This is a genomic window from Leisingera sp. SA215 (assembly GCF_055902035.1).
Genome location: NZ_JBVVXU010000027.1, coordinates 24,895 through 48,203, shown reverse-complemented (window position 1 = coordinate 48,203; position 23,309 = coordinate 24,895). Strand labels below are relative to the sequence as shown.

General features: G+C 59.1%; 21 protein-coding genes and 1 tRNA gene. 9 read left to right on the top strand and 13 right to left on the bottom strand.

The genetic code is table 11. The features are described 5' to 3' along the window. Nucleotides 1–12: 12 nt before the first annotated feature. Nucleotides 13–921 (bottom strand): LysR family transcriptional regulator, encoded by a 909-nt coding sequence (locus AC0KW6_RS19875; RefSeq protein ID WP_323780898.1) that lies wholly within the window; start codon nt 919–921, stop codon nt 13–15. 53 nt (nt 922–974) lie between these two features. Next, nucleotides 975–1,352, bottom strand: a complete 378-nt coding sequence (locus AC0KW6_RS19870) for a winged helix DNA-binding protein (protein ID WP_323780901.1) — start codon at nt 1,350–1,352, stop codon at nt 975–977. Between AC0KW6_RS19870 and AC0KW6_RS19865 the strand changes: the two genes are divergently transcribed. After that, the gene (locus tag AC0KW6_RS19865) at nt 1,327–1,683 is read left to right on the top strand and encodes a hypothetical protein (RefSeq protein ID WP_474035822.1); all 357 of its coding nucleotides are present in this window, start codon (nt 1,327–1,329) and stop codon (nt 1,681–1,683) included. The two genes, AC0KW6_RS19870 and AC0KW6_RS19865, sit on opposite strands and share 26 nt — an antisense overlap. 621 nt (nt 1,684–2,304) lie before the next feature. Here AC0KW6_RS19865 and AC0KW6_RS19860 read toward each other — a convergent pair. Further along, a tRNA-Arg gene (locus AC0KW6_RS19860) sits at nt 2,305–2,381 on the bottom strand. Between the two features lie 308 nt (nt 2,382–2,689). Here AC0KW6_RS19860 and AC0KW6_RS19855 point away from each other — a divergent pair. After that, on the top strand, nt 2,690–3,340 hold the full coding sequence (locus tag AC0KW6_RS19855; protein ID WP_323780907.1) for a GNAT family N-acetyltransferase: 651 nt from the start codon (nt 2,690–2,692) through the stop codon (nt 3,338–3,340). Between the two features lie 71 nt (nt 3,341–3,411). After that, a complete protein-coding gene (locus tag AC0KW6_RS19850) occupies nt 3,412–5,184 on the top strand; it encodes a tetratricopeptide repeat protein (RefSeq protein ID WP_474035821.1) in 1,773 nt (590 codons plus the stop codon). A gap of 76 nt (nt 5,185–5,260) precedes the next feature. On the opposite strand, the gene AC0KW6_RS19845 is transcribed toward AC0KW6_RS19850, so the two are convergent. From AC0KW6_RS19845 to torT, 5 genes are all read right to left on the bottom strand, one after another. Continuing rightward, nucleotides 5,261–6,085, bottom strand: a complete 825-nt coding sequence (locus tag AC0KW6_RS19845) for a hypothetical protein (RefSeq protein WP_323780913.1) — start codon at nt 6,083–6,085, stop codon at nt 5,261–5,263. Nucleotides 6,086–6,234: 149 nt separating this feature from the next. Then, nucleotides 6,235–7,533, bottom strand: a complete 1,299-nt coding sequence (locus AC0KW6_RS19840; protein WP_474035820.1) for a gluzincin family metallopeptidase — start codon at nt 7,531–7,533, stop codon at nt 6,235–6,237. 42 nt (nt 7,534–7,575) lie between these two features. Continuing rightward, the gene (locus AC0KW6_RS19835) at nt 7,576–8,913 is read right to left on the bottom strand and encodes a TfuA-like protein (protein ID WP_474035819.1); all 1,338 of its coding nucleotides are present in this window, start codon (nt 8,911–8,913) and stop codon (nt 7,576–7,578) included. Beyond that, entirely contained in the window at nt 8,910–10,115 is a 1,206-nt protein-coding gene (locus AC0KW6_RS19830) for a YcaO-like family protein (RefSeq protein WP_474035818.1), read from the bottom strand. Before AC0KW6_RS19830 ends, AC0KW6_RS19835 begins: the two co-directional genes overlap by 4 nt. Nucleotides 10,116–10,258: 143 nt before the next feature. After that, complete coding sequence (gene torT / locus AC0KW6_RS19825) at nt 10,259–11,311, bottom strand: TMAO reductase system periplasmic protein TorT (RefSeq protein WP_474035817.1); 1,053 nt, start codon at nt 11,309–11,311, stop codon at nt 10,259–10,261. Nucleotides 11,312–11,403: 92 nt separating this feature from the next. Between torT and AC0KW6_RS19820 the strand changes: the two genes are divergently transcribed. Next, a complete protein-coding gene (locus AC0KW6_RS19820) occupies nt 11,404–14,331 on the top strand; it encodes an ATP-binding protein (protein ID WP_323776391.1) in 2,928 nt (975 codons plus the stop codon). Here the strand turns inward: AC0KW6_RS19820 and AC0KW6_RS19815 are convergent. Further along, entirely contained in the window at nt 14,312–15,004 is a 693-nt protein-coding gene (locus tag AC0KW6_RS19815; RefSeq protein WP_323776389.1) for a response regulator, read from the bottom strand. The two genes, AC0KW6_RS19820 and AC0KW6_RS19815, sit on opposite strands and share 20 nt — an antisense overlap. Before the next feature lie 186 nt (nt 15,005–15,190). Here AC0KW6_RS19815 and AC0KW6_RS19810 point away from each other — a divergent pair, with 186 nt between their 5' ends. The 5 genes from AC0KW6_RS19810 to AC0KW6_RS19790 all read left to right on the top strand — a co-directional run bounded on the left by AC0KW6_RS19810 (nt 15,191) and on the right by AC0KW6_RS19790 (nt 20,830). Then, nucleotides 15,191–16,138 carry an ABC transporter substrate-binding protein gene (locus AC0KW6_RS19810; protein ID WP_323776387.1) on the top strand — a complete coding sequence of 316 codons (948 nt, stop codon included), beginning with the start codon at nt 15,191–15,193 and terminating at the stop codon, nt 16,136–16,138. A gap of 68 nt (nt 16,139–16,206) precedes the next feature. Continuing rightward, nucleotides 16,207–17,238 (top strand): quaternary amine ABC transporter ATP-binding protein, encoded by a 1,032-nt coding sequence (locus AC0KW6_RS19805; RefSeq protein WP_323776385.1) that lies wholly within the window; start codon nt 16,207–16,209, stop codon nt 17,236–17,238. Continuing rightward, complete coding sequence (locus AC0KW6_RS19800) at nt 17,235–19,199, top strand: ABC transporter permease (RefSeq protein ID WP_323776383.1); 1,965 nt, start codon at nt 17,235–17,237, stop codon at nt 19,197–19,199. The genes AC0KW6_RS19805 and AC0KW6_RS19800 overlap by 4 nt, the downstream gene beginning before the upstream one ends. Before the next feature lie 4 nt (nt 19,200–19,203). Then, nucleotides 19,204–20,244, top strand: coding sequence for a GlxA family transcriptional regulator (locus AC0KW6_RS19795; RefSeq protein ID WP_323776381.1), 1,041 nt, complete (start codon nt 19,204–19,206; stop codon nt 20,242–20,244). A 307-nt stretch (nt 20,245–20,551) separates the two neighbouring features. After that, on the top strand, nt 20,552–20,830 hold the full coding sequence (locus AC0KW6_RS19790) for a hypothetical protein (protein ID WP_416361482.1): 279 nt from the start codon (nt 20,552–20,554) through the stop codon (nt 20,828–20,830). 24 nt (nt 20,831–20,854) lie between these two features. Here AC0KW6_RS19790 and AC0KW6_RS19785 read toward each other — a convergent pair whose 3' ends face one another. The 4 genes from AC0KW6_RS19785 to AC0KW6_RS19770 all read right to left on the bottom strand — a co-directional run bounded on the left by AC0KW6_RS19785 (nt 20,855) and on the right by AC0KW6_RS19770 (nt 22,711). Then, nucleotides 20,855–21,424, bottom strand: coding sequence for a hypothetical protein (locus AC0KW6_RS19785; RefSeq protein ID WP_323776379.1), 570 nt, complete (start codon nt 21,422–21,424; stop codon nt 20,855–20,857). Between the two features lie 55 nt (nt 21,425–21,479). Next, nucleotides 21,480–21,638 carry a hypothetical protein gene (locus AC0KW6_RS19780; RefSeq protein WP_323776377.1) on the bottom strand — a complete coding sequence of 53 codons (159 nt, stop codon included), beginning with the start codon at nt 21,636–21,638 and terminating at the stop codon, nt 21,480–21,482. A 435-nt stretch (nt 21,639–22,073) separates the two neighbouring features. Continuing rightward, nucleotides 22,074–22,427: a hypothetical protein gene (locus AC0KW6_RS19775; protein WP_474035814.1), complete on the bottom strand. Its 354-nt coding sequence runs from the start codon at nt 22,425–22,427 to the stop codon at nt 22,074–22,076. After that, on the bottom strand, nt 22,424–22,711 hold the full coding sequence (locus AC0KW6_RS19770) for a hypothetical protein (protein WP_474035813.1): 288 nt from the start codon (nt 22,709–22,711) through the stop codon (nt 22,424–22,426). Before AC0KW6_RS19770 ends, AC0KW6_RS19775 begins: the two co-directional genes overlap by 4 nt. Between the last annotated feature and the right edge of the window lie 598 nt (nt 22,712–23,309).

Sequence of the window (23,309 nt, the reverse complement as noted above, 5' to 3'; positions counted from 1 at the left end):
AAGCATTGCTTATCACGCCATTTGCGGCATCCTATCACTCACAAACGTCGCAACTACCTCTTTCAAAGCGCGCAAAGTTGTGAGTTCAGGTGTCCGGTCCAGAGAGGCGATGCAAATCTGCCGGGTTTGTTCCGGCTTAATCAGCAACAGCACCCGGGTTCCGCCGAGGTCTCCCAAAGCCTGCATCAGCGCGCGCGGCAGAATCGTTGCAACCGACCCTTCCCGCGCCAGCACCATCGACGCCATGAAGCCGTTGGATTCGGATACGATCTCAGGTTTCAGCCCCAAGTCATCGAAGATCCGGTCCAGAATCCGCCGGTTCTGCATCTGCTGGTCCAGCAGGCTCAGCGGCAGCTCGGCGGCTTCGGCCCAGCTGATCGCATCGCCACGGCCGGCCACCATCTCCTCCGGCGCCAGCAACACATAGCTTTCCTCGTACAGCGGCTGAACTGTCATCAGATCCCGGCCCATGCTGTCGGAATAGGTTATCCCGGCATCAATTGTACCATCATAAAGCCGCTGCTGAATAGCCAGAGATGTTGTGACCTCGACGCGGGCCAGAACCCGCGGATAGGCCTGATGCACCTGATCCACCAGCTGCGCGGCCCAAGCGGTAGCGGTCGGCACCACCCCAAGCACCAATGTGCCTGTCACCTCGCCGCGAGCAGCCGCAATCTCCTGCTCCAGCGCCTTGGCATCATCCAGGATCGAGCGCGCCCGGCGCACGATCATCATGCCCTCTTCAGTCAGCCCCTGGAACCGGTTGGCCCGGCGCACGATCGACAAACCAAGCCGTTCCTCCAGATTGCGGATCCGCATGGAGAACGCGGGCTGCGAAATACCGCAATCGGCAGCGGCCTTTGCAAAGTGCTGGTGCCGCGCCAGCGCAGTCAGCAGCTGAAGGTCCTTCAGTTCGATCATAGCCGAACCATACCCTGCCTCTGCCGAGCCGCGCAATGGGATCTGCTGCGTCCTCAGGGGCCGCCGTGCGCTTCAGCCTGACGAACAGCGGCGCCGAGCAGTTCGGTCAAGTGCTCCAGTGTTTCCGCAGCGCTGTGCAACCTCCTGGCCAGGTCGGGACGCCCCGCCAATGACTGCAGCAGCAAACGTTCACGGGTATCCTGCAGCCTGCCTGCCACCTTGCAGCCCTCCTCAGTCAAGCGGTAGGTGACCCCCGAGCGGCCGGCCCCTTGTTTGCGGGTCAGCCCGGCGGAGGCCAGTTTGCGCAAGGAATACTGGATGTTGGGAATGTCGGTCCGGTTGGTGTTCCGGGCAAGCTCCTTGATCGTTTTGGACCGGCCGCCTTTGCCGATCAACTGCAGGAGAATGATCTCCGCACTTGCCAAGGACACGGTGCTGATCTGTTCAAAACAGACCGCCTGCCATCGGGCCAAACCCTCTCCCGCTCGTAGAAGCGCCAATTCCATCATGTGCAAGCCATCATCCGGCAGCATCTCCGCAGCGGTGTCAGCGGCCTGGCTAGAAGTCGAACAAATTATAGGCGGATGGTCGAATTTGTTATCCAACGAAAAACTCCGGAAGAATAAATTTAACGGCCCTGAAAAGGCACGAAGACAATGGGTCAGAAAATGTCGCCGCCCGAAGCCGCCGCCCTTTCAATGGTATGCAGGCAATCTCTGCATGCTTCAGGCGGCGCCGACCTTTTCTGAAGATCCAACTTAAATTACTCTCAATATATCCAACCAAATCCGAACGATTTCAATATCCATATTGAAAAATCCTAGCCTGGTCGGCACTCCCCTTTCGCAGGACGGATGTACCCCGAGGGTTCTGTGACAGGTATGTCCGGCCGTTCTTACCCTGCACTTCTTGCCAAATTCGGAATGGGAACAAAGTAGCGGCGATCTCTTGTACAGAAGTCCGCCACGCCTCGTTCTGCTGTAGCGCGCCTGGAAATTTCCCATTTGATTAGTCGGCCTGCCATCCGGCCCGCGATCTGAATATCAGCTCTCACGCGGAGGCGTGCCAATCTCCACGGAGAAACCCGTTGCCTCCCGCACCCGGCGCGGGCCTCTCCCAGTTTCACCGCTCAGGACCTGAAAGTAAGATTACTACCCAGCTGCAGTCCGGGCTGCGCCCGCTCTGCTTTGTCTTCCGTAAGTTTCGAGGTTTTCCGAAGTGAAAATCAAGGATGATTCGACACTGGCGGGACAGAGGGCGCGAGCGTTGATGTTGAAATTAACACCGTAAAGGAGGGAGCAGATGCCCGCAGCGCCGTGAGAGGGCTTGGCTCAGCAATCCGACGAAACTGCCAGGCTTGCTCGACTTACATTATTCCCAAAGTGGCGGACCGAGGAGGATTCGAACCCCCGACCCCTTGATTCGTAGTCAAGTACTCTATCCAGCTGAGCTATCGGTCCACTGCGGCGGGGTTTAATCGCAGCACAGCAAAGGCGCAACCCCCAAAAGAGGGCTCGGTCCGTATTTTTCTTGCCTGTCTTTGCCGCCTGTATTTCGTGCCTGCCTTGCAGGACGTCCGGTGGCCCGGTCACCCTTGCCGAACGTTCGCAGCAATGGCGGTCCCTGCGAAAGCGCGCAGGATGGTTGAGCGCTGCCAGCTTCCGCAACCCCAGCCCGGCCAAATGTGGTATAAGGCAAAAGCGACGTTCTTCCCGCCGCCCTGGAGCCAAGGGAAGCAACATACCGATAAGGAAAAAGGGGACCGCAAATGCCGGACCGGGTGTCCGCAGATTTTCGCCTCAGGCCGCTGGAAGCAGAAGACCTGGCTACTCTGGCCGGCTGGTTTCAGAATGTGACCGATCTAGCCTGTTTCGACCGTTCTGCCCGTTCCCCCCTGAGCTTGCCGGCGACCGAACAGGCCTGGAGCCCTTCAGCGGATGCAGTGCCGGATACCAGCAAATGCTGGTTTGCAATTGTTACTGAAACCGATGCGCTTTGCGGTATTGCCGGCCTGGAAAACATCTCCATGGTCAACCGTGACGCCATAATTGCGCTTTTCATTGAGCAATCCAGACGCCGGCAGGGTATCGGCATCCGGGCGCTTGCGCTGCTTTTGGACTTTGCATTCCGTCAGATCGGGCTAAATCGCATTACATCCTATTACCGTGCCGACAACACCCGCAGCGAGGAACTTACCACGCGCGCCGGCTTCGCAACCGAAGGCAGGATGCGAGCAGCCTGGTATGCAGAAGGCCGGTACTTCGACATGATCACAGTGGGCCTCTTAAGGGAGGAATGGGAGACCAGCCGCCGGGTCCTGGCGCAGGCGCTTGACGCCGGTTCGCAAGCAAGCTTCCACGGCGCGGAAATTACAGGCTGGGCCTGGCCGCCGGGTCCGGCAGATCCGCAGGCAGGCTGAGCGACAAAGCACATGGGCAGCGCCGGCTTCTCTGGCAATTCCTGCCGACACTCACAGCAGGAGGACAGCTTGTGAGCGGCCATAAAAAAACATCAACAGTCCGGCGCCAGTTGGGAGCAGTGCTGTTTGCCGACGTCGTCGGATATGCCAGGCTTATGGGCAATGACGAAATCGACACTTACAGCGCCCTGAAATCCCTGCTGGAAGAGCTGGAAGCAGCATGTAATGCGCATAACGGAAAGGTTGTTGCGGTCCGCGGCGACGGGATTCTGGCATTGTTTGAGACAGCGACAGACGCGGTGAAATTCGGCGTCGAACTGCACCGCATTGCAGCGCAGAGCAACAGTGCACGGCCAGAGGACCAGCAGCTACGATTTCGGGCTGGTGTGCATATGGGCGAAATCCTGGTCGATGACCGCGGCATTCACGGCGACAATGTCAATATTGCCGCCCGGCTGCAGGAAATCGCCGAACCGGGCCGGGTTTATGTCAGCGGTTCCGTTTATGAACAGATCCGCAACCGGTTGCGCTTCGGCTTTGAATTTCTTGGCCCGCAGCGGCTTAAGAATATCGCGGAACCGGTGCCGTCCTATTGTGTCCGCAGCGAAGTGGCCGGAGCAGCCATGGCCGCCACCTTGCGCCCTCCGGAAGCTCAGCCAGCAGGCCGTCCGCCCCCCGGCATCCCGTCGGTCGCCGTGCTGCCATTTGTCAGCCAGAGCGGCGATCAATCCGACAGCTGGTTTGCGGACGGGCTGACAGAAGACATCATTCTGAACCTGTCCAAATTCAAAAACCTCTTTGTAATAGCCCGCAACTCGGCCTTTTTCTTCAAGACCCGCTCGATGCCGCCTCAAGAAGCCGCGCGTGAATTAGGGGTACGCTACGTCGCGCGCGGCAGCGTCCGCCGAGCCGGAGCACGGGTACGCATCGCCATAGAACTGATTGATGCGGATTCGGGAAGAACGATCTGGGGTGAACGCTACGACCGGAACATCGACGATATATTTGCCATCCAAGACGAGGTGACGGACGCAATTGTCGCGGCAACCGCTGTTTTAATCGAAGCCCAGGAACGCAAACGGATGGCACAGGCAGCACCGGCAGATCTTGCGGCCTATGGCTTTGTGCTGCGCGGGCAACAGTTTATCTTCCGCTACACCCGGCAGGATAACCGCGAAGCCCAGACCCTGTATGAACGGGCCCTTGCCCGGGACCAGGATTATGCCCGGGCTTCGGCTGCAATTTCACGGACCCTCAACATAGATTGGCGCTATTCCTGGGCCAAGGACGCCGAGCACGCGCTGGACACAGCCCTGTCTTATGCCCAGAAAGCAGTGGAACTGGATCCAACCGATGCCCGCGGTTTCGGCGAGCTGGGTTTTGTGCACCTATACCGGAAGGAGCATGACGCAGCGATCGGCGCTTACCGGCGCGCCCTTGCGCTTAATCCGAACGATGCCGACCTTCTGTCGGATTACGCTGACGCGCTGGCACATTCCGGCGACAATGAAACAGCCATCGCAAGCCTGCAGCAGGCGATGCGGCTGAACCCCTATTTTCCCGATCAATATCTCTGGCATCTGGGCGGCGCCTACTACAACCTGAAACACTATGAGGCGGTCATCGAAACGCTCACCAAGATGAACAACCCGACCGAAGGACAGCGGATGCTGGCCGCCAGCTATGCGCAGCTGGGCAAGATGGAGCTGGCCCGGGACATGGCCGCCCGGCACCGCGAAGCACATCCGAATTTTTCACTGGAACGCTGGACCAAAGTGCAGCCTGACCGGCTGGAAGAAGACACGCTGCATTTTGTCGAAGGCCTAAAAAAGGCCGGGTTTTAACAACGACCGCCGCCCCGGGTAGAGACGTCAGTCCTTCCCTGAAACTTCACAGCATACCTCTGCGCCATCCTCAGGCCTAGTCGCCGGATCCACGTGCTTTTGCTCCGCTCACTTTGGCTCCGCTCACTTTGGCTCCGCTGACCTTGGCACCGCTGACCTTGGCACCGCTAACCGAAGGCCCGCCGCCACCGAAATAAACATCCAAAAGCACCTGTTCCAGCATGCCGGTCATCACGTCCATCCTGATCGAGTAATCCGCCTTGTCATAATCCCAGACCCGGATGTCGTTTGCGATCTGATACTCTGCCGAGGCGACACCGGTTATGGAAGGATTCTGAGGCGCCCGTGCACCCTGATTGGCGGGGATATTGTCTGTCGCACTTTTACCCTCGCCATGCACCAGGAACAAGGCCGGTTCCGGCAACTCGTGATAGGTTCCTTCATAGGCGAAGCCATAGATCCGGGCAAACTTCGCATGCAAGCTGAGCTGGGCATCCAAAAGATTGTTGCGCCCGCGCCCCCGAAGCCCTGCCTGCTTGTAGTTCTGCTTTGGAATATCCTTGGTCTGCGTCCAGACCGTATCCCCATGTTCAATGCCATCCAGAACGGCTACGCGATCGTCTGCCGAAATTTTCTTCTCGACCGCCAACTTGAAAGCGCTTCCGGCTCCGGCTGTGACTTTGTACACGCCATTTTCATTTGCGTTGTTGCGCCGCACCAGGACCAGGTCGCCTTCAGCAAGCTCAACCCCATCCAATTCCGTATCGACATTATTCAGATTCACCTTTTCAACGGTCGCAACACGGACCGTTTTCTTGATATCGGACCTGACAATTTGCAGATCGTTCAGGAGACGCCCAAATAACAGCACTTCAGAAAAACTCAGCAAAGACTCGGCCACTGTACACACTCCTGTGGCTATGGAAACAACTCAGGATGACAGTTCAAAAAAGGACAGGTCCGGAAATTCTGCAGGTTCTGATGCCTTCAATGTCCCCCCTGAAATGCAAATTAGCACGAAATGAATAAAATTTGTAGACAATCAGCCAGTCAGCCGCCGGGAATTCTTGTTCTCACTGAATGGGCGTGGCTGTCCTCATCCGCCCCGGCCAGTCGCGGACCAGCCTGGGCAAAGCCAATTCCCCGCATGCGGAAGTTGCCTTCAATGATCGTGCGGAAGGCGCCTCCGGTTGTTTCCTGGTCAACGATTAACAGCGCTTTCTCCACCGCCGCATAGGTTAGGTTTGCGGCATCCAGCATGCTCCACGCTGCCGCCAGATAGGCGCCCAGAAAATCACGAGCTTCCAAAAGAGAGATGCGGAACCCTTCGGGATCAAGAGCATAGCGCGCATCAAACAGGGCCTGCATGACATCGCTGTAATAGGGTGTTTCCTCCAACCGGTCGGACAGGTCCTCCATTTCTGGTGTGATCAGGTCATGAACCAGCAGACGCTCGTGAAAGATATCGACGAGGATATCGAACATCGCCCCCGTCAGAGGTTCGGACAGCGCGTGTTCACTGCTCCAGCCGGACACAAACTCCTGAAGCGTCCGGGTATTTGCCGCCATCCGGATTTGCGCATTCCCGGCAAGTTCGGCAAAGCGGTTCAACTGATTTAACGTGTAGAGATTGCCCTTCGTGTTCTCTAGCAGTTCCTCCACAACCGACCCGAAGTGCAGAGAGGCTATCAGCGCCACCATATCGGCTGCAGATTCGTGAAACCCGAAGTATTCACCCGGCACATCATCCGAGACCGGCATTCCCGCTACACTGTAGATGATGGCGTGGCCGATCTCGTGGGCGACCACATCAAAGTTCAGGCTGTAAGCGCGGTATTCGCCGCCATGTTCGCTGGTGCCGCCGGTTTCCAGAAACCCCCAGCCGATATGCGCGTTGTCCAGGCTCGGCAGCAGCGACAGCTCCAGCCGGTCATAATCGCGTTCAAAATGCCAGGGGATCGGGTGCCCAAAATACGCCTCCCAGACATCCAGCGTGAAATGGGCGGCGGCAAACAAATGCACCGCTTCAAAGCCGGGATCCGAAGGCTGAACGTGAACAAAATGCCCATCTTCATCCGGCGCAGGAGGCTCTTGGATCCCTCCGAGCCAAGGCGGCAGATACATACCCGGCCCCGACGGGCCAGGAACGATGGCGCCAAACGGAATTGTTTTTCCCAAAGGATTGACCGCATACATCCGCGGCCCCGACGGGCCCGGCCCGATTGAACCCGGCGGCGCGGAAATCTCGATCAGTTCCGGTTCCGGATCCGCGGTACGGAACGGCGATTGCGGAAATAAAAGAAACCGCGTTCCCGGCGCTTCCTCCGCCATCCCAAGGGTGTCATCCATGTGCCCTCCAATCTTGCGGAGGTTTCGCCGTATTTGCCCTGCCTAATCGCTGCATTCCGGTGCAGACTGTGTTTTTCCCTTTTGATGATACATGAATTCACGCCGGATCAGCGCATAGAAATCATCAAGGGTTCCAAGGCCGATGCCCGCAGCATACTTGGCCAGGTTATCCGGGACTTCGCGCTGCAGGCGCGTTTCAAAATACCAGACGGTCAAGTGCACCCGGTCCTGTTCTGGCTGATCGCCGCCCCGCTCAGCCAACCACTGCGATTTGGAAACCGCCCGGGAGTTCAATCGCGCATAGGCGTCTGCTTGCCGTAGCTCCGCCAGCAAGTGCAGGTCCAAATCCCTGTCCAGGGCGTTCACAGCAGTGCCGGCCAGCACTGTTTCTCCAAGCAGAGCTTCATACCGGTCAGCAGTCAGACCGTTTTCCGCCAGCCACCGCTTTAGGTCGTGACTGCGGAAAAGCTTGAGTGTTTCCCGGTGGCGGTTCAATTGCTCCAAAATCTCCTGCCGGTCTGCACCCAGATCCGTTCGCTTGGCATCCTCCAGCGCCATACAGCGCAATGCAGCGCGGGTCCGGAATTCACCAAATCGCTCCGGCTCGAGGCGCAACTCATCCAGCACCCGCAGATCCGCGTCCGGCAGGCTGTGCGCCTCTGCCTCGATACGCCGTACCAGTCCCTGCCAGGCAAGCGAGCGTTCAACCCTCAGTGCCGGCAAGCAAGCGGCCATCGCTTCATTCTGCAGAACGGCCGCCATGCGGTTCAGCATCATCTGCGCGTCTTCGCGCTTGGCATCCACCCGCCCGGTTTCCAGCCAGGCCGAGAACCTGCCAAGCCAGGATGCGTCCGCAACCCCCGCAAGGATCTGTTCCCAAGTCCTGTCGTGGTAGAACAGTAGCTTGGCCGTTCTGAGCAGCTCGGCAGCCTGATCCGCTTCCAGCGCTGCATCAGTTACCGCGCGCGCCACTGTTGCCCGGATCGAGACCATTGGTTCGCTTAGCGGAGCAAAGCCCATTTCTGCCGGGCAGTGCAGGACAGCAACTTCGTCATCGTCGCAAATTTCGCCAGCAGCATACGCCTCATAGATGTTTCCGGTGCCAATCATCCCGAAGGCAGACAGCTCAACCGCCCGCAGCGCGCCCATGCTGGCGCTGCCGAATACCGCGATCCCCTGCTCCATTGCCCACAGGATTTCCTTGTGCCAGACCGAGGGTACGCCTTCAAAGTACCCGTCGATCAAGCCGATGACGGTCGCCCCTTGACGCGCGGCGCGGTAAATGTCGCCTTGACCAGCTGGCGGCAGAACAGTGGCGTTCAGCAGGGTTCGGACCTCCTCAGCGCTAATTGTCGGGCCTGCAAAAACAACCGCCGTCAAGCCTGCGCCCCCGCTGCGCTCAGGGCCCGCGGGCCCGGTATGAAATCCGGATCGTCATGCGGCGCTTCCAGTCCCGGTATCACCGCGCGCACCACAGAGATGCCCAGACCCGGACGCGACAAATCGACTGTCAGAACTTGCTCAATCCCTGCATCCCCCAGCCGGCTCAGGAGCCAAGCCAGATCATCTTCAAACGACGGCGACGCGTAAGCAGGACAATCTTGCATCCGGGCTGTCGGTTCGCTCCGATCAAACAGCGCCTGGACATACTGCACGCGTTCTGCCGACGCCTTGGGCGTAAACTCATCCGGGTCCAGATCGTCGCGCGCACCTGATATGTAGGTCAGCCGCGTCTGTGCCGCCTCGGTCAGCGCCCGCAGCAGCGCGATGGCCCGGTCGGGATGGCAACCGCTGCCAATGCCGATATGGCCGGGCCGGCTGCCCGCTTCGCAAATCATGCAATGGAACGCCGCCACGCCAGTGTCCGAGGCAATATTCCAAACTCCGGCGTCCAATCCTGCCGCGGTAATCCGCGCCAGCGCCGCGCGGCAACGCTGGTCTTCGATGGTCCCGGGATTGATCCGCGGGCCCGTCGGTGCATGATGCCAAAGCGTGATTGCATCCCGTTCGATCAGCTCGCAAATGGCGTGGCAAGTGGCTTCTGCCAAACTGTTGCCGGAGGCAAGACCGTTGGTTGTGCGCGGAAACGCCCCCTGTCCGCCGCAAGGCCGGGCGGTATAGTCAGTGTCCACCATCTCATAAGGCAGCCAATGCGGTTGGCCTGACGCAAGATCCTCCCCTTCGATCCACAGCATCGGATGGTGAGGATCAAAGCTGCCGCCTGTCACACGTGGCAGCCGCCCAACATCCGCGACCAATGCCTCTTGCCGCAAGTCCTGATAGCTGGCTGCCCGCAAGGGCAGTGTGATCCGTTCCGCATGCCAGGTCTCTATCGCTTCCATCACACCCGAGGCCTGTGCCGCTTCCAACGTCAGCCCCTTTCCAAGCGCAACTGCGACAGAGCGTGAATTCGGCCGCGTCACCATAACGGCAGGCAGGCCGACCCGGTCCAGCCCGGTCAAATTTGCAATCCGTGTGATGCCCATGCCGGCAAGATGCGGCCGAACGGCTGCCAGCGTCTGCGCCGGATCGCACAGCCGGTGGGTGTCCAAAACATATCCCTTTCGCTGCGCCTTTTGCATGGGGCAGGCCTTATGTTTCATGACTGCCGCGGAAAGTCTGCCGGCCGCCTGTTGGTATCCCGCAATATATGGTCAAGGATGAAGGATCACACGCCGCCGGTCAACAAAGCTGCCGCTGCCAGTCTGGCCCCGCCGCTGCATCGTCACCGTTGCGGATGAAAATCAAACACCGGTACAAAACTTGCCGGCGCCAGGGACTGCTCAAGCATATCCCCGCGCTGCGCGTTCTGATCAAATACCTGGATTTCCGGCCCGGTATGCTTGGCTTTCAGCTTTCCCTCAATTGCCCGTACCGCCATTTCAACAGCCAGCCTTCCTTGCAGCACAGGAAAATCCGTCGGGGCTGCAAGGATGCGATCACGCAGAACCCCCCGGTAGACGCCGTGGGTCATATAGTCAGATACAATATGAACCTTTTCCCGCAAACCACGGGCACGGAGGACCGACACTGCCGCCTCGGCAGCCGGCGCGGACCCGGCGATGTAGTCAAGGTCCTGCACCTCATCCAGCGCCTCCTCAACGAGGCGAACCTGGATCTCCCGTCCGGTATCTCCGTATTTCGTCACCGCGACCACCGCGGAACTTTCCGCCAGTGCCGCGCGAAACCCTTGCTCGACAAAGTTCACCCAGCCCGCATTCTCCGGGCCAGGAAACCAGGCCACTTTCACTGGCCGCGTGCCCTTGGGGTGCCGTGCAGCGATGATACGCCCGGCTACAGCGCCCATTTCTATCCAGGACACACCGACTTTGGCGGTGATCCCTGCATCGGCGATATCATTCACAGCTGCGATTACCGGAACTTTCGCCGAAATCCGTTCCACCGTTCCGGTAAGACCCGCAAAGGAGACCGTCCCCAGGATCAGGGCATCAGCCCCTCCCTCCACGCAGTCTTCGGCCTGACGGATCTGCCGCTGCAGGTTCGGATACCCGCCGGCCTCAACCAGCTTGAAAGCAACCCCCAGCCGTGCCGCCTCAGCCACCATTCCGTAGTTGACGCTCAGCCAATAGGCGTCCTTCAGATGGGGATATGCAATGCACAACCGCCATATCTGCGAGGCTCGTTTCAACGGCTGATAAACGTCGGTCTCGTACCCGCTTTCGTAGTCGAACGGGATTCGTGGATTTTGCAGGCGCCAGTTGTCCGCGGCGGCCGTGGTGCAAAGCACCGAGAAAATCAGAAACCAGATTGCGCGCATTAAATTTCCTTCCAGGCACCGAGGATATGCAGCAGAACGCAAAAGGGAAATTCAAAATTGCACAATAGAGAAATGCGCGCGACAGTTCAGGCATGTTGAAAAAGCTTGGTCTTGGCGGGAAATTAAGCCTCGCCTTCGTCGTCATTGCAGGGCTGCCCACCCTTGCGGGCATCCTTGGCTTGGTCGAACTGCGAGTGCTTGCACGCCGCCAGGCAGAGGTCATCAGTCAAACCATCCCGGCCATCGCCGAAGTCCGCGGCATGGCCGAGGAAAGCACCCGTATCATCGCCATCGCTCCGGAGCTGGCGGCAGTTGACACCCAGTCCGAACGGGAAAAGCGGGCGGAATTCCTGTCGGCTCAAGTCGAAGCACTGACCCGCAGACTTGAAGCCCTGGAGACAGCCGGCGGCATCGGGTCCGCCCGGTTGCGTGAAACCGTGACAGAGGCGTCCCGCGTGCTGCCGCTGCTGAACGCCCTGGTTGAGACCCGCATTGCCCTGCACAGCGAATTCAACCAGTTGGCCGGACAGAATCTTGCCGCTGCAAACAACTTGCTCAGCATGGCCGACACTTTGGTGGCAAATGCCGAGATGGGGACCACTGCAGTGATATCAAGCCTTTACGGTCACAGTTCCTCCCCAATTGAGGAGAAAGCCCGTACCGATACGCTGGACAAGCTGATCGAGGTTGACCTGTTCCAACTGGGCCTGATGTTCGAATTGCGGTCGCAAACCGCCGAAATCGGGCTGCTGATCAACCGGATCGAAGACGCACGCGATGAAACCGAACTGGGTGAGATTGAGGCCTCTCTGATCAACCGGTTGCTCATAGTTTCCCGCCGGATCAAGGCGATCCGCGACCCTGGACGGCGCCAGCAGGCCGAAAGCTATGCCGTGCAGTTACGTACCGTCTCAGAACAAGACATTGGGTTGTTTGTACTGCGCCACAGGATTCTGACCACCGAAGGCCGCATAACCGCGCTGCAGCAGGGCCTGCAGGATACCGCGTTGCGGCTTGGCGACGAGGCCGCAGCCGTGGCGGATCAGGCCCAAGCACGGGTGATCCGATCAGGCAACGCAGCCGCTCTCGACGTTCAGCGGGCCCAATTGCGCAACGGCTTTGCTGCGATTGCAGGGTTTGTGCTGTCACTTGCAGTCCTGTGGTTTTATGTGCGCGGAAGCATCACCCGGCGCCTTAACCAGCTGTCGGGGATAATGGCGGCCCTGATGCGCGGCCAGCTTGACCAGCCTGTGCACCCCCGGGGGTATGACGAAATCGCCCGTATGGAGGCGGCCGTCGAAGTTTTCCGGCAGCAAGCCATCGACAAATTGGAACTGGAAAGTGTCCGGGACCGCAATGAACAGGAACTGCGCGAACACCGCAACAATCTCCAGGTCCTCGTCAATGAACAGACCGAGCGGCTGCAGGAGGAAGTCGAAGCCCATGACAAGGCCCGCCGGAAGGCGGAAAGCGCCGATCGCGCTAAATCCGAATTTCTCGCCATGATGAGCCATGAAATCCGCACGCCAATGAATGGCGTGCTTGGCATGCTGCGCAGCCTTTCGGACGATGGCCTGCCCGCCAAGCAGATGGAGCGGCTCCGGGCTGCGTTGGTCTCCGGTCAGAATCTGCTGAAGATTTTGAATGACATTCTGGACTACTCGAAAATCGAAAGCGGTGCACTGAAGCCGGAAATCAGCACTTTTTCCCTGCGGGAACTGGTAACCGACATCGTCGTGCTGCTGCGGCCCGGCGCGGACAGCAAAGGCGTCCACCTGTGGCTTGATGCCCCCGGAAATCTGCCAGAGGCAGTGCAGGGCGATGCCGCCAAGCTTCGGCAAATCCTGTTCAACCTGCTGTCCAACGCCCTGAAATTTACTGACGACGGCGAGGTCATTCTGCGGATCCGGATCAACGAGACTGCCAGCAGCCGCCACCGGGTGACCTTTGAAGTCAGTGACACCGGCAAGGGCATATCGGCGGAAGCAAAGTCCAGAATCTTTGAGGCCTTTGAACAAGAGGACACAGATACCGCCCGCAAGTTCGGCGGCACCGGGCTGGGGCTCGCTATCAGTAGGCACTTCGCCCAAACCATCGGGGCCCGGCTGTCGCTGGAAAGCACCCCTGCTGTGGGTTCGGTTTTCACACTGACCCTGGAGCTGGAATCGGGCAATCCCGCCGATCTGGAGTATGAAGAGCCGCCGGTCCCGGCAAGGCAAGCCGAACGTCCCCTGTCTGTGCTGGTGGTCGAGGACAATGAAATCAACCAGATGGTCGCACAGGGGTACTTGGAGCGTATGGGACACAGCTGCCACTGCACCGGCAGCGCCGAAGACGCGCTGGAACTGCTACCCGGTTCCGCGTTTGATTTGGTTCTGATGGATGTGAACCTTCCGGGCATCAGCGGCACCGAAGCCACCCGCCGCCTGCGCGCCCTGCCCGACCGCCGGATTGCCGAATTGCCGGTCATCGGCATTTCAGCGCATGTGCAAAAGGACCAGATCGAGACACACTTGCAGGCTGGTATGAACGGTTTTGTCGCCAAACCGGTCTCTCCTGAACGTTTGGGCAAAGCTTTAGACAGCGTTATGCAGGGGCGCGAGGGCGCAATTTACTTGTCCGACCGCCAGGCAGCCCTGGAACAACTGGACCGCCGCGCCAGTCTTCAAAAACAGATGCAGGAAAACATGCGTGATCTTGGCGAAAAGCAAGCCTTGGAGATCGCAAGGATATTTGAACAGGAGCTTCCGCTGGGCCTTGCCCGGATGACTGAGGCTTTGAAAACGCTAGACTTCGGAGCCCTTGCAATGGATGCGCACCGCGCCAAAGGGGCCGCCAGCACTTTTGGCCAACAGGATCTTGCTGCGCTGCTGGCTGCGCTGGAAACACACGCCGAAAAAGGGGAAAGGAACGCTGCCAAGGAGCAGTTGGAAAGGCTGACAGACATGGTCCCGCACATCTTGCACGCGCTGGCCGCAGTGCTGCGCGAATGTGAAACTGTCAGTTTAAAGGCGCCGTGAAAACATAGCCCTCGCCATGCACGGTGGTGATCACCCGCGGACTGGCGGGATCCTCCTCCAGTTTGCTGCGCAGACGCCGGATCAGCACATCCACGGTCCGAGGGTTGGCGCCGTACTGCCGGTGCGTGACCCGGCTCATCAGCGCATCGCGCGAAGCAACCTCCCCTGCTCGGCTGACCAGCATGTCCAACACTTCGAATTCGGCCCGGGTCAGAGAAATGCAGCCGCCCTCCACCGTTTGCAGATGCCGCGCCGCAACGTCGAACTGAAATTTCCCGAATCTGTAGATCCGGCGTGACAAACGCCGGACATCTTCTGTCCGCCGCAGCAGGTTTTTCAGCCGCGCCAGCAATTCGCGCCGGTTGAAGGGCTTGCAGACATAATCATCCGCGCCAAGCTCAAGTCCGACGATCCGGTCAATCTCATCGTCCCGGCCGGTCACCAGGATGATCCCCAACTCGGACTTGGCACGCTGTTCCCGGGTTATCTGCAGCCCATCTTTTCCGGGCAGGTTGATATCAACCAGCAAAAGGTCAACATCCTGTTTTTCAAGTATACTTTCCGCGTTTTCGGCAGTCTCAGCCTGTGAAACTTTGTACCCTTGGGCATCCAAATAACTGGCGAGAGTGGCCCGGGTGACGGGTTCATCCTCAATTATCAGAATATGCGCCATGATTTGAACGTCCCCGCGATTATTCCCGCTGGTTAACAAATTTTAACATCACTGACCAGCCTGTTCATCCCGCCGGGCTGACCTGTTCACAACTGCTGCTTAACTTCCTTTCTCGAAAGCCCGGCTTTCAAAACGCGAAAAAGCTCAGGCCGTCAGGACCAGAGCTGCGACAACAGGGAGAAACACATGAAATACCGGCAATACCTATTGGCCAGTGCAGCGGCCGCAATGATGACGGCCCCGATGGCGATGGCCGAAGATTCCCCGGACCCCATCGTCATCCCGATCCACAACTGGTCAAGCCAGATCGTGATGAGCCACGTTGTCGGACAAATCTTTGAATCGATGGGGAACAGCGTCGAATACGTGTCGACCGACAGCCAGGCAGTCTATGAATCAGTCCGCCTTGGCGATGTGACCCTGGAACTGGAAGTCTGGGAAGGCGCCTTTGGCAAATCCTTCGATGAGGCGGTGTCCAAGGGTGGCCTGCATGACGCCGGCAATCACAATGCCGTCACCCGCGAAGACTGGTGGTATCCGGCCTGGACCAAAGAAGCCTGCCCCGGCCTGCCAGCCTGGGAAGCACTGAACGACTGCGCGGCCGCCTTTGCCACGCCCGAAACCGGCGACAAGGGCCGGTTCCTGGGCGGCCCCGTCGACTGGCTCAAACATGACGCCGAGCGCGTGGAGGCGCTGGACATGAACTTCACCGTGGTGAACGCGGGCTCAGCTTCGGCGCTTTGGGCCGAAGTGGCCGCGGCAGAGAAAACCAAAAGACCGGTGGTGATCTTCAACTGGACCCCGAACTTTGCCGAGGCCGTTTGGCCAGGCGAATTTGTCGAGTTCCCGAAGTGGGTCGAGGGCTGTAACAAGGACCCTTCCGTCGGTCCGAACCCGGATGCCACCTATGACTGCGGCAACCCGGCAAACGGCTATCTGAAGAAGGCCGCTTGGGACGGCATGAAAGAAAAATGGCCGGCAGCCTATCAAACGCTGACTGAAATCAGCTTCACCAATCCGCAAATTGCGGAAATGGCCAAGCTGGTCGACATCGATGAAATGGAGCCCGAGGACGCCGCAGCGGAATGGCTGGCCGCGAATGAGGGCCTCTGGAAGCCCTGGACTGGTTCCTAAATCCACATTCAGACCCTTGTTCCGGGGCGACTCGCCGCCCCGGTTTCCCAGCCAATGAAAGATAAGCCATGACCGCCGCCTCCCCTGTCATTTCCTGCAAAAAGGTCTGGAAGCTGTTTGGCGCCCAACCGGAACAATATCTGAAGTCTCTTACCGGTAACCCGGGTTTTGATGAGATCCGCCAGGCTGGCTACATCGCTGCTGTGCGTGACGTCTCCCTGGATATCGCCAAGGGGGAAATGCTGGTGATCATGGGATTGTCAGGTTCCGGCAAGTCGACCTTTGTGCGCTGCCTGTCCCGTCTCATTGATATCACCGGCGGAGAGGTCCGGGTCGAAGGTCAGAACATTGGTGAGATGTCCGAAAGGGAACTGATCGAACTGCGCCGCAATAAGATGGGCATGGTCTTCCAAAGCTTCGGCCTCTTGCCGCACCGCACCGTGCTGGACAATGTGGCCTTTCCTCTGGAAATGCGCGGCCAAGACCGCCATGCTCGCCGCGCCCGTGCATTGGAAGTGATTGAACTGGTCGGCCTGTCGGGCCGAGAGGATTACTTTCCACGCGAACTCTCTGGCGGCCAGCAGCAACGTGTCGGCATTGCCCGCAGCCTGGCAATTGAGCCCGATATCTGGTTCCTGGACGAGCCGTTTTCGGCGCTCGACCCGCTGATCCGCCGCGAGATGCAGGACGAATTTCTGCGGCTGCAGGAGATGCTGGGCAAAACCATCGTCTTTATCACCCACGACTTTGACGAGGCCCTGCGCCTCGCCGACCGGATTGCTATCATGAAGGACGGCGTTGTCGAGCAATGCGACACTCCCGATCAGATCGTGCTGAACCCCGCCACCGAATATGTTGCCAAATTCACTGAAGAAATCGAGAAGTCCCGCGTCGTGCATGCTGGCGTTCTGGCACGGGAGGTGAACGGCCACAGCCTGACCGGAGCGCCGATCGGCGAGAAACAGACCATCTCCGAACTGGCCCGCCTGCTTGTCAATGACAGCCGCGACTTTCTGCCCGTTGCCAACAACGCAGGCAGCCTGATTGGAGCGATGAGCCGCCAGGAGGCGCTCGACGTTCTTTTGGGAGAGGCATCATGACGGACCAGGCCCTGATACTTTCCGAAAAGTCCCACGGCTGGACCCGCGTCAAGACCGGCTGGGCGATCTTTGCAGCAGCTTGCCTGCTGGCCGTGGGAAACTCCGTCCTGCCCGCAGGGCTGGTGCGGCCGCCAGAGTGGCTGATCCTGCCCTTTGCTGACTGGATCAATGCCATCTTTGCCTTTCTCCGTGATGACCTGGGTCTGCTGTATCTGACCCGTGCCTTTGCCGACGGGGTGGAATGGCTGCTCGATGTGACCGCCAACCTGCTTTACGGCAAGAACCGCTGGCCCCGCCTGGGCCCCATTCCATGGACCGTGATTGCGAGCATCGGCTTTGTCATCGGCTATGCGCTGCAAGGCTGGCGGCTGTCGCTGCTTACCGGCGGCACCTTTGTCTGGATCGCGGTCATGGGGCAATGGAAATGGGCGATGGAAACCCTGTCGGTTATCGTCGTCGCTGCCCCGTTCTCGATTCTGTTCGGGCTGGTCATGGGCGTGCTTGCCTGGCGCTCGAAAACCTTCGAAAAGTTTCTGAACCCAGTCCTCAACATCGCGCAAAGCCTGCCGCATTTCGCCTATATGATTCCGGTGGTCGTCTTCATCGGCGTCGGTCCCAAGGCCGGCGCAATCGTCACCATCATCTTTTCCGTGCCACCGATGATCCGCATGTCCCTGCTGGGCCTGCGCAAAGTTCCGCATGAGGTAATTGAAAGCGGCCACATGTGCGGCTCCACCCGCTGGCAGCTGCTGCGCCACGTCCGCATCCCCACCGCCCGGACCGAGATCCTGGTGGGCGTGAACCAGGTAATCATGCAATGCCTTGCAATGGTCGTTCTGGCCAGCTTCATCGGGATGCCCGGACTGGGGCAGAAACTGCTGCAACTTCTGCAAGCGCTGAAGATCGGCCGCTCGGTAGAGATCGGCATCACTATCGTGCTGCTAGCGGTCATGCTGGACCGCTGCACCAAGGCCTGGGCGACCAAGCAGCCTGAGCACTTTGAGAAAGGCACGTCCTTTGCCGTCCGCAACAAATTCCTCCTGATCGGCGTCTGTCTTTCCCTGGCATGCCTTGTGCTGGCCCAGTTCATCCCCCTGATGGACCAGATCGGGCGACGTGAAGCCTTTACCATCTCCAAGCCGATTGATGCCGTCGCAGACTGGTTCATCGTGCTGATCGACCCGGTCACCCAGTGGCTGCGCTGGTTCCTGATCACCTGGGTGCTGATCCCGATCCGCGATGCCTTCCTATGGATGCCTTATACCGCAGTGCTGGCGTTGCTGGCAGCCGTCGGCTGGGCCATCGGCGGGTTGCGGTCCGCCCTCGTCTGCGTAGCCTTCTTCGGCCTCATCGCCATGTCCGGCTGGTGGGACCGCGCAATGATCACAGTCTATACTGTCGTCGTCGCGGTCTCTATTGCCACCGTGCTGGGCTTTCCGCTGGGCATCTGGGGATCGTTTCACGAGAAACGCGCCGCATTGGCCTTGCTGATCTGCGACACATTGCAAACCTTCCCCAGCTTCATCTACCTGATCCCGGTGGTCATGCTGTTCGGGGTGAATGACGTGGCAGTGATCGGCGCCGTTGTCCTGTTCGCCGCGGTGCCGCTGGTGCGCTACACCATCGAAGGGTTGCGCCAGGTGCCCGAAACCCTGATCGAGGCCGCCGACATGTCCGGTGCCACCCGGATGCAGACCCTGTGGAAGGTCCGCCTGCCAATGGCGCTTCCCACCATCATGGTTGGGGTGAACCAGTCGGTGATGTTCTCGCTGTTCATGGTGATCATTGCCGCCTTCATCGGAACCCAGGACCTGGGCCAGGAAATGCAGCGTGCGCTGTCCTCCACCGATGTGGGCAAGGGGCTGGTGCTTGGCCTTGCCGTCGCTTTCATGGGGCTGATGGTAGACCACCTGGTCACCACCTGGGCAAAGACCAAGAAAGATGCGCTGGGGCTGGAGTGATATCATGACTATCCATTCCAACGACTTTGGCCCCGCCCCGTACACCCGCATAGGCTTCCTGCTGTTTCCAGGTTTTCCCATGGCCTGTCTGACTTCGGCAATGGAGCCACTGCGTGCCGCCAATGAAATCGCCGGGCATCAGGTGTTTTCCTGGTCCTTGGTGACTGAAACCGGCGCGGACGCAGCGGCTTCAGCCGGGGTTGTTTTTCCAGCAGAAACCAGCCTTGCCGGGATCAAAGGGCTGGACTGCCTGTTTCTGCTGTCCGGTCCGGAAGGTGAATTCGAAGATCCTGTCTCGGGGCATGCGCGGCTGCGCTACCTATCGCGGCACGGTGCAACTCTGGGCGCAGTGTCCGGCGGTGTCTTCCCGTTGGCGCGCAGCGGGCTTTTGTCCGGACGGCGCTGTGCCGTTCACTGGTGTTACCGCAGCGCCTTTGAAGCCGCCTTTCCCGATTGCCCAGCCGTTGACCGGCTGATTGTGCGGGACGGCAATGTTCATACGGTCTCAGGTGCAACCGCCATGTTCGACCTGTCACTGGAACTGATCGGAAATGCTCTCGGGCCGGACGCCATGAACGAGATCGCCTGCCTGTTCCAGCACCCCGTCATCCGCAACGGCAGTGCCCGCCAGAAGATCCCGGTGCTGCAAAGCGACCGCACCGTCGACCAGATGCCGCCTGCGGTAAAGGAGGCAATGGCGATCTTCACGGAGCACTTCGAAACCCCGGTCTGCATCCGCGACGTGGCCCGCATGGCCGGCATTTCGCCCCGCCAGCTAGAGCGCAGTTTCCGCACCGCGACCGGCCTCAGCCCCGGCGAGTACTACCGGCGCCAGCGCCTGAAGGCCGCCCGGCAAATGGTGCTCTATTCCTGGGATCCGGTCTCAGACATTGCACATGCGGTCGGCTATGCCAGTTCCTCGACGCTGACTCTGCACTACCGCAAGCTTTATGGCGTTACGCCGGTTCAAGACCGCAAACACGCCTTCCAACCGCCCGGTCGCCGCCCAATGCAAGCGGCGACACCGCCCCCGGGTGGCCTTTAGGCCCCAGACTTTGGTAACGGGTCGGTCCCAGTCAAGGGATTTCACGCAAAAAGACTGATCCCGACGAAGCTGGAGAGCGACATCTTTTGGCTTTCGTGCCTGATCTTCAGGCCGCCCTGTAATGAGGTACTTTGGCCACATGCTGCGGAATGAGAACGGCGGTGAGAAAGTCGACCACGGTAGCGGTCGGATGAACCTGCTGCAGGCGGCGTAAAAGTCGTCCATCTTTGCCCTTTCTTTAACGGAAGGGGGGAGGATCTTCACCGTGGATTTGAATCGCAAGGTTCGTCTGGCTTGCGCCGAGAGCATGAGCCAGCATGAAGCGGCCCGGCATTGCGGGATATCTCGTGACAGCGTTCGGGAGATTTTGGCGTTTTCAGTTCCGCCTGGCTATCGGCGGACTGCACCGATCCGGCGGCCAAAGCTGGACGGGTTCACCGGGATCATCAATAAATGGCTGTCCGATGATCGGGAGTGCATGCTCAAGCAGCGGCATACAGCCAAGCGGATCTCCGAACGGCTTCTTGACGAGCACGGTTTCGAGGGCGGATACCCGGTGTCGCACTTTCCCTTCCCGGGCGCCTGAATCCTCACCGGGGTCTCAACAGTATCATCGTTCATGGCCGGGTTGCCTCGCTCTGGGCGGCTCTGTTGCCGTACCGCCGCGCTTTGGAGAGGGGGGAGCCACCCGGGTTGGCATGCCTTCGTTTTCAGCGGCTTGGATTGAGTACTTTTCCCAAAGACCGTCTTGTGGAATCTCCCTGGCATCCCGGGCCGGCAATCCGCTTTCCGGCTCTGCCATATGCCAACCGGAATATAGCTGGCGGATCTGTGTTTCGGACACGCCGTCGGCCTTCATCACAAGGCGAACCATCGGGTCATCCAGCATTTCTTCAAGAAAAAACTGTGAGAGTTCTTTTCCGGAAAGTTTGTCCTTGGCGCGCGCAGTTTCGAGCTCGGCGAGGGAAACGGTCAGGCTCCGTTTCAGCCCGGGGTGGGAGGTGCGCGGGTGCAAATGTACGAGGACCGATGCTTTCCAAGCCTGAGGGTCAAGATGGCCAGGCGGCGCAGTGAGCTCGGTTTCGATGTCATACTCTCCTGCCGGGAGGGTCTCATCGAAACCCGGCACGTGGAAGGGCCGTGAGAACTCTGCGATGGTCTTGCTTGTCAAGTTCTCCATGAGCGCCTTTCTCCTTCGCCGGCGTAACTTCATTCCTGCCGTTTGCATGGAAGGATCACGCTTCCGGGCGGGCTTTTGTGCTTTTTCGGGGGGCCGTCCTGGGCTCTGGCGATTTGCTGGCAGGCTCTTCGCTTCTGGATTTCATCTTCTGTTTCGCAGCAGGTTTCAAATTCAGCAAAGCTGCCAATTTCGCCAGAAATTCTTTGAAAGACATGATTTTCTCCTTGGTTGTCCGCAGAAAATTCAGGCCAGTGATGAGGCACGAAATTTGCTTGCGGATGTTTCTGTCCAAAAGTTGCCCGCTTAACTCCAGAGCCTCCGGACGGAGGCTTTTGCCACTGTTTCCTTTGTACCGGGCGCCCATCCTGCACTGTAGGTCCAGTTCACCGGATACCGGTTGCAGGGCACCGGAACAGCAACGCATTTGCCGCCCTCGAGCCGGTAGAAAGGGTCGCATTCCCAGCTTCCTTCGAAACCTTTGGCATGAGCATTTGTCGGAGTGACGTGAAAGGCCGGCCGCGCGGAGGTGCGAGAGGTAACGGCCATCAATGCAGCAAAAAGCAGTACTAGCATGCAGGCACACGAGCGAAGCGGCGCGTTTCCCGCTGCAGACGCGGAACATGCGTCAGGTGGACATTTATTCAATGGGTTACGATGCATCCAGTTCCAGCTTGCCCATGCACGCCTGCGCAAGATCGCGGTCAGGTGCCTGGGAGCCCGGGACAGTTGCCCAGCCGGCAGCCATGACAATATCTCTTCGCTTGTAGGCGGATGCCTCTCGGATTTCCGTCAGTTTTGCAGCGCGGTTGGTATCGGTTCTGGCAATGTCGAGACAGACCGGTACCAGCGCTTCAATCACTTTGTCATGGGACATGGTGCTGGCTATTCTGGTCGCGTTGCTGCCGGTCACCCAGCCGCCCCACGAAAACCCTGCGACAGCTATCATAACCGCACCGGCCAACGCACCGTAAATGCCGGGTTTTAACCATTTGGGTGTTTTCATCTCAAGTCCTCCTGCGGAGAAGGCTCCGCTTCGCTATCATTGCTGTTCCGCCTCAAATCCCGGTCGCGCCTGAGTGCCTGTTCCAAGGCGCTTTCGGAAACCGGGCGCAGCTCGGTCCGGCCCGCTTGTCCGCCCCTGTTGCGGATCTCCAGATAGGTTGCCGTCCTTCGGTATGCCTCGAAGCTAAGTCCTTGGATCAGCTCTTCTTCGGCGACAACCTGGTACTTTCCGGCAGGAAGACTGTCTGGATAACCCGGCAGGGTGAATGCATTGAAGAACGCCACTGCCGTTCTGGACGAGCGTATGTTCATTTGGTCCTTCTTGCATTCCTTGCTTGTCTTGGCCCGCGCTTCCCGCGGCTGGACACTCCGCAGCTAGGTCCCGTTAAGGCCTAGCATTTAGAATTACTCTAAACCTTCAGAAGAGAGCCTGTGCTGACCGATGTTAGCGCCTGCAAATTTATTGAGTATGGTGGCCGTTACCGCCGCTTGAAGCTTTCGGCCGTAAATGCGCGCGCTGCAACCGCGAAGGACGCCGTCATGGTCTTCCCTTACCCGGAAGGCGTTCTACAGGGCAGTCAAATCTAAAACCGCCTGAAACAGGGAACGCCCTGACGGTCAGTCGAAATGACTGGCCGACGCATACGCCGGCGCGGCGGTCTTTCCATTCTTGCCTACCGGGTCTCAGCCAAAAAAGCAGCGGCGCCAATCCTTACGGCACTATATGCATCCACCTATCTGCACGACAACGGAAAATGGGTTCGCATGTCGCACCAGCAGACCCCGGTGGAGTGAGGCAGGGCGTCCGGAATTCCCATATTTGCGCTGTGCCGCCCGCCCGTTTGGGGCAATGTGTCACAACGGACGTCAGGCCCGGATTGAG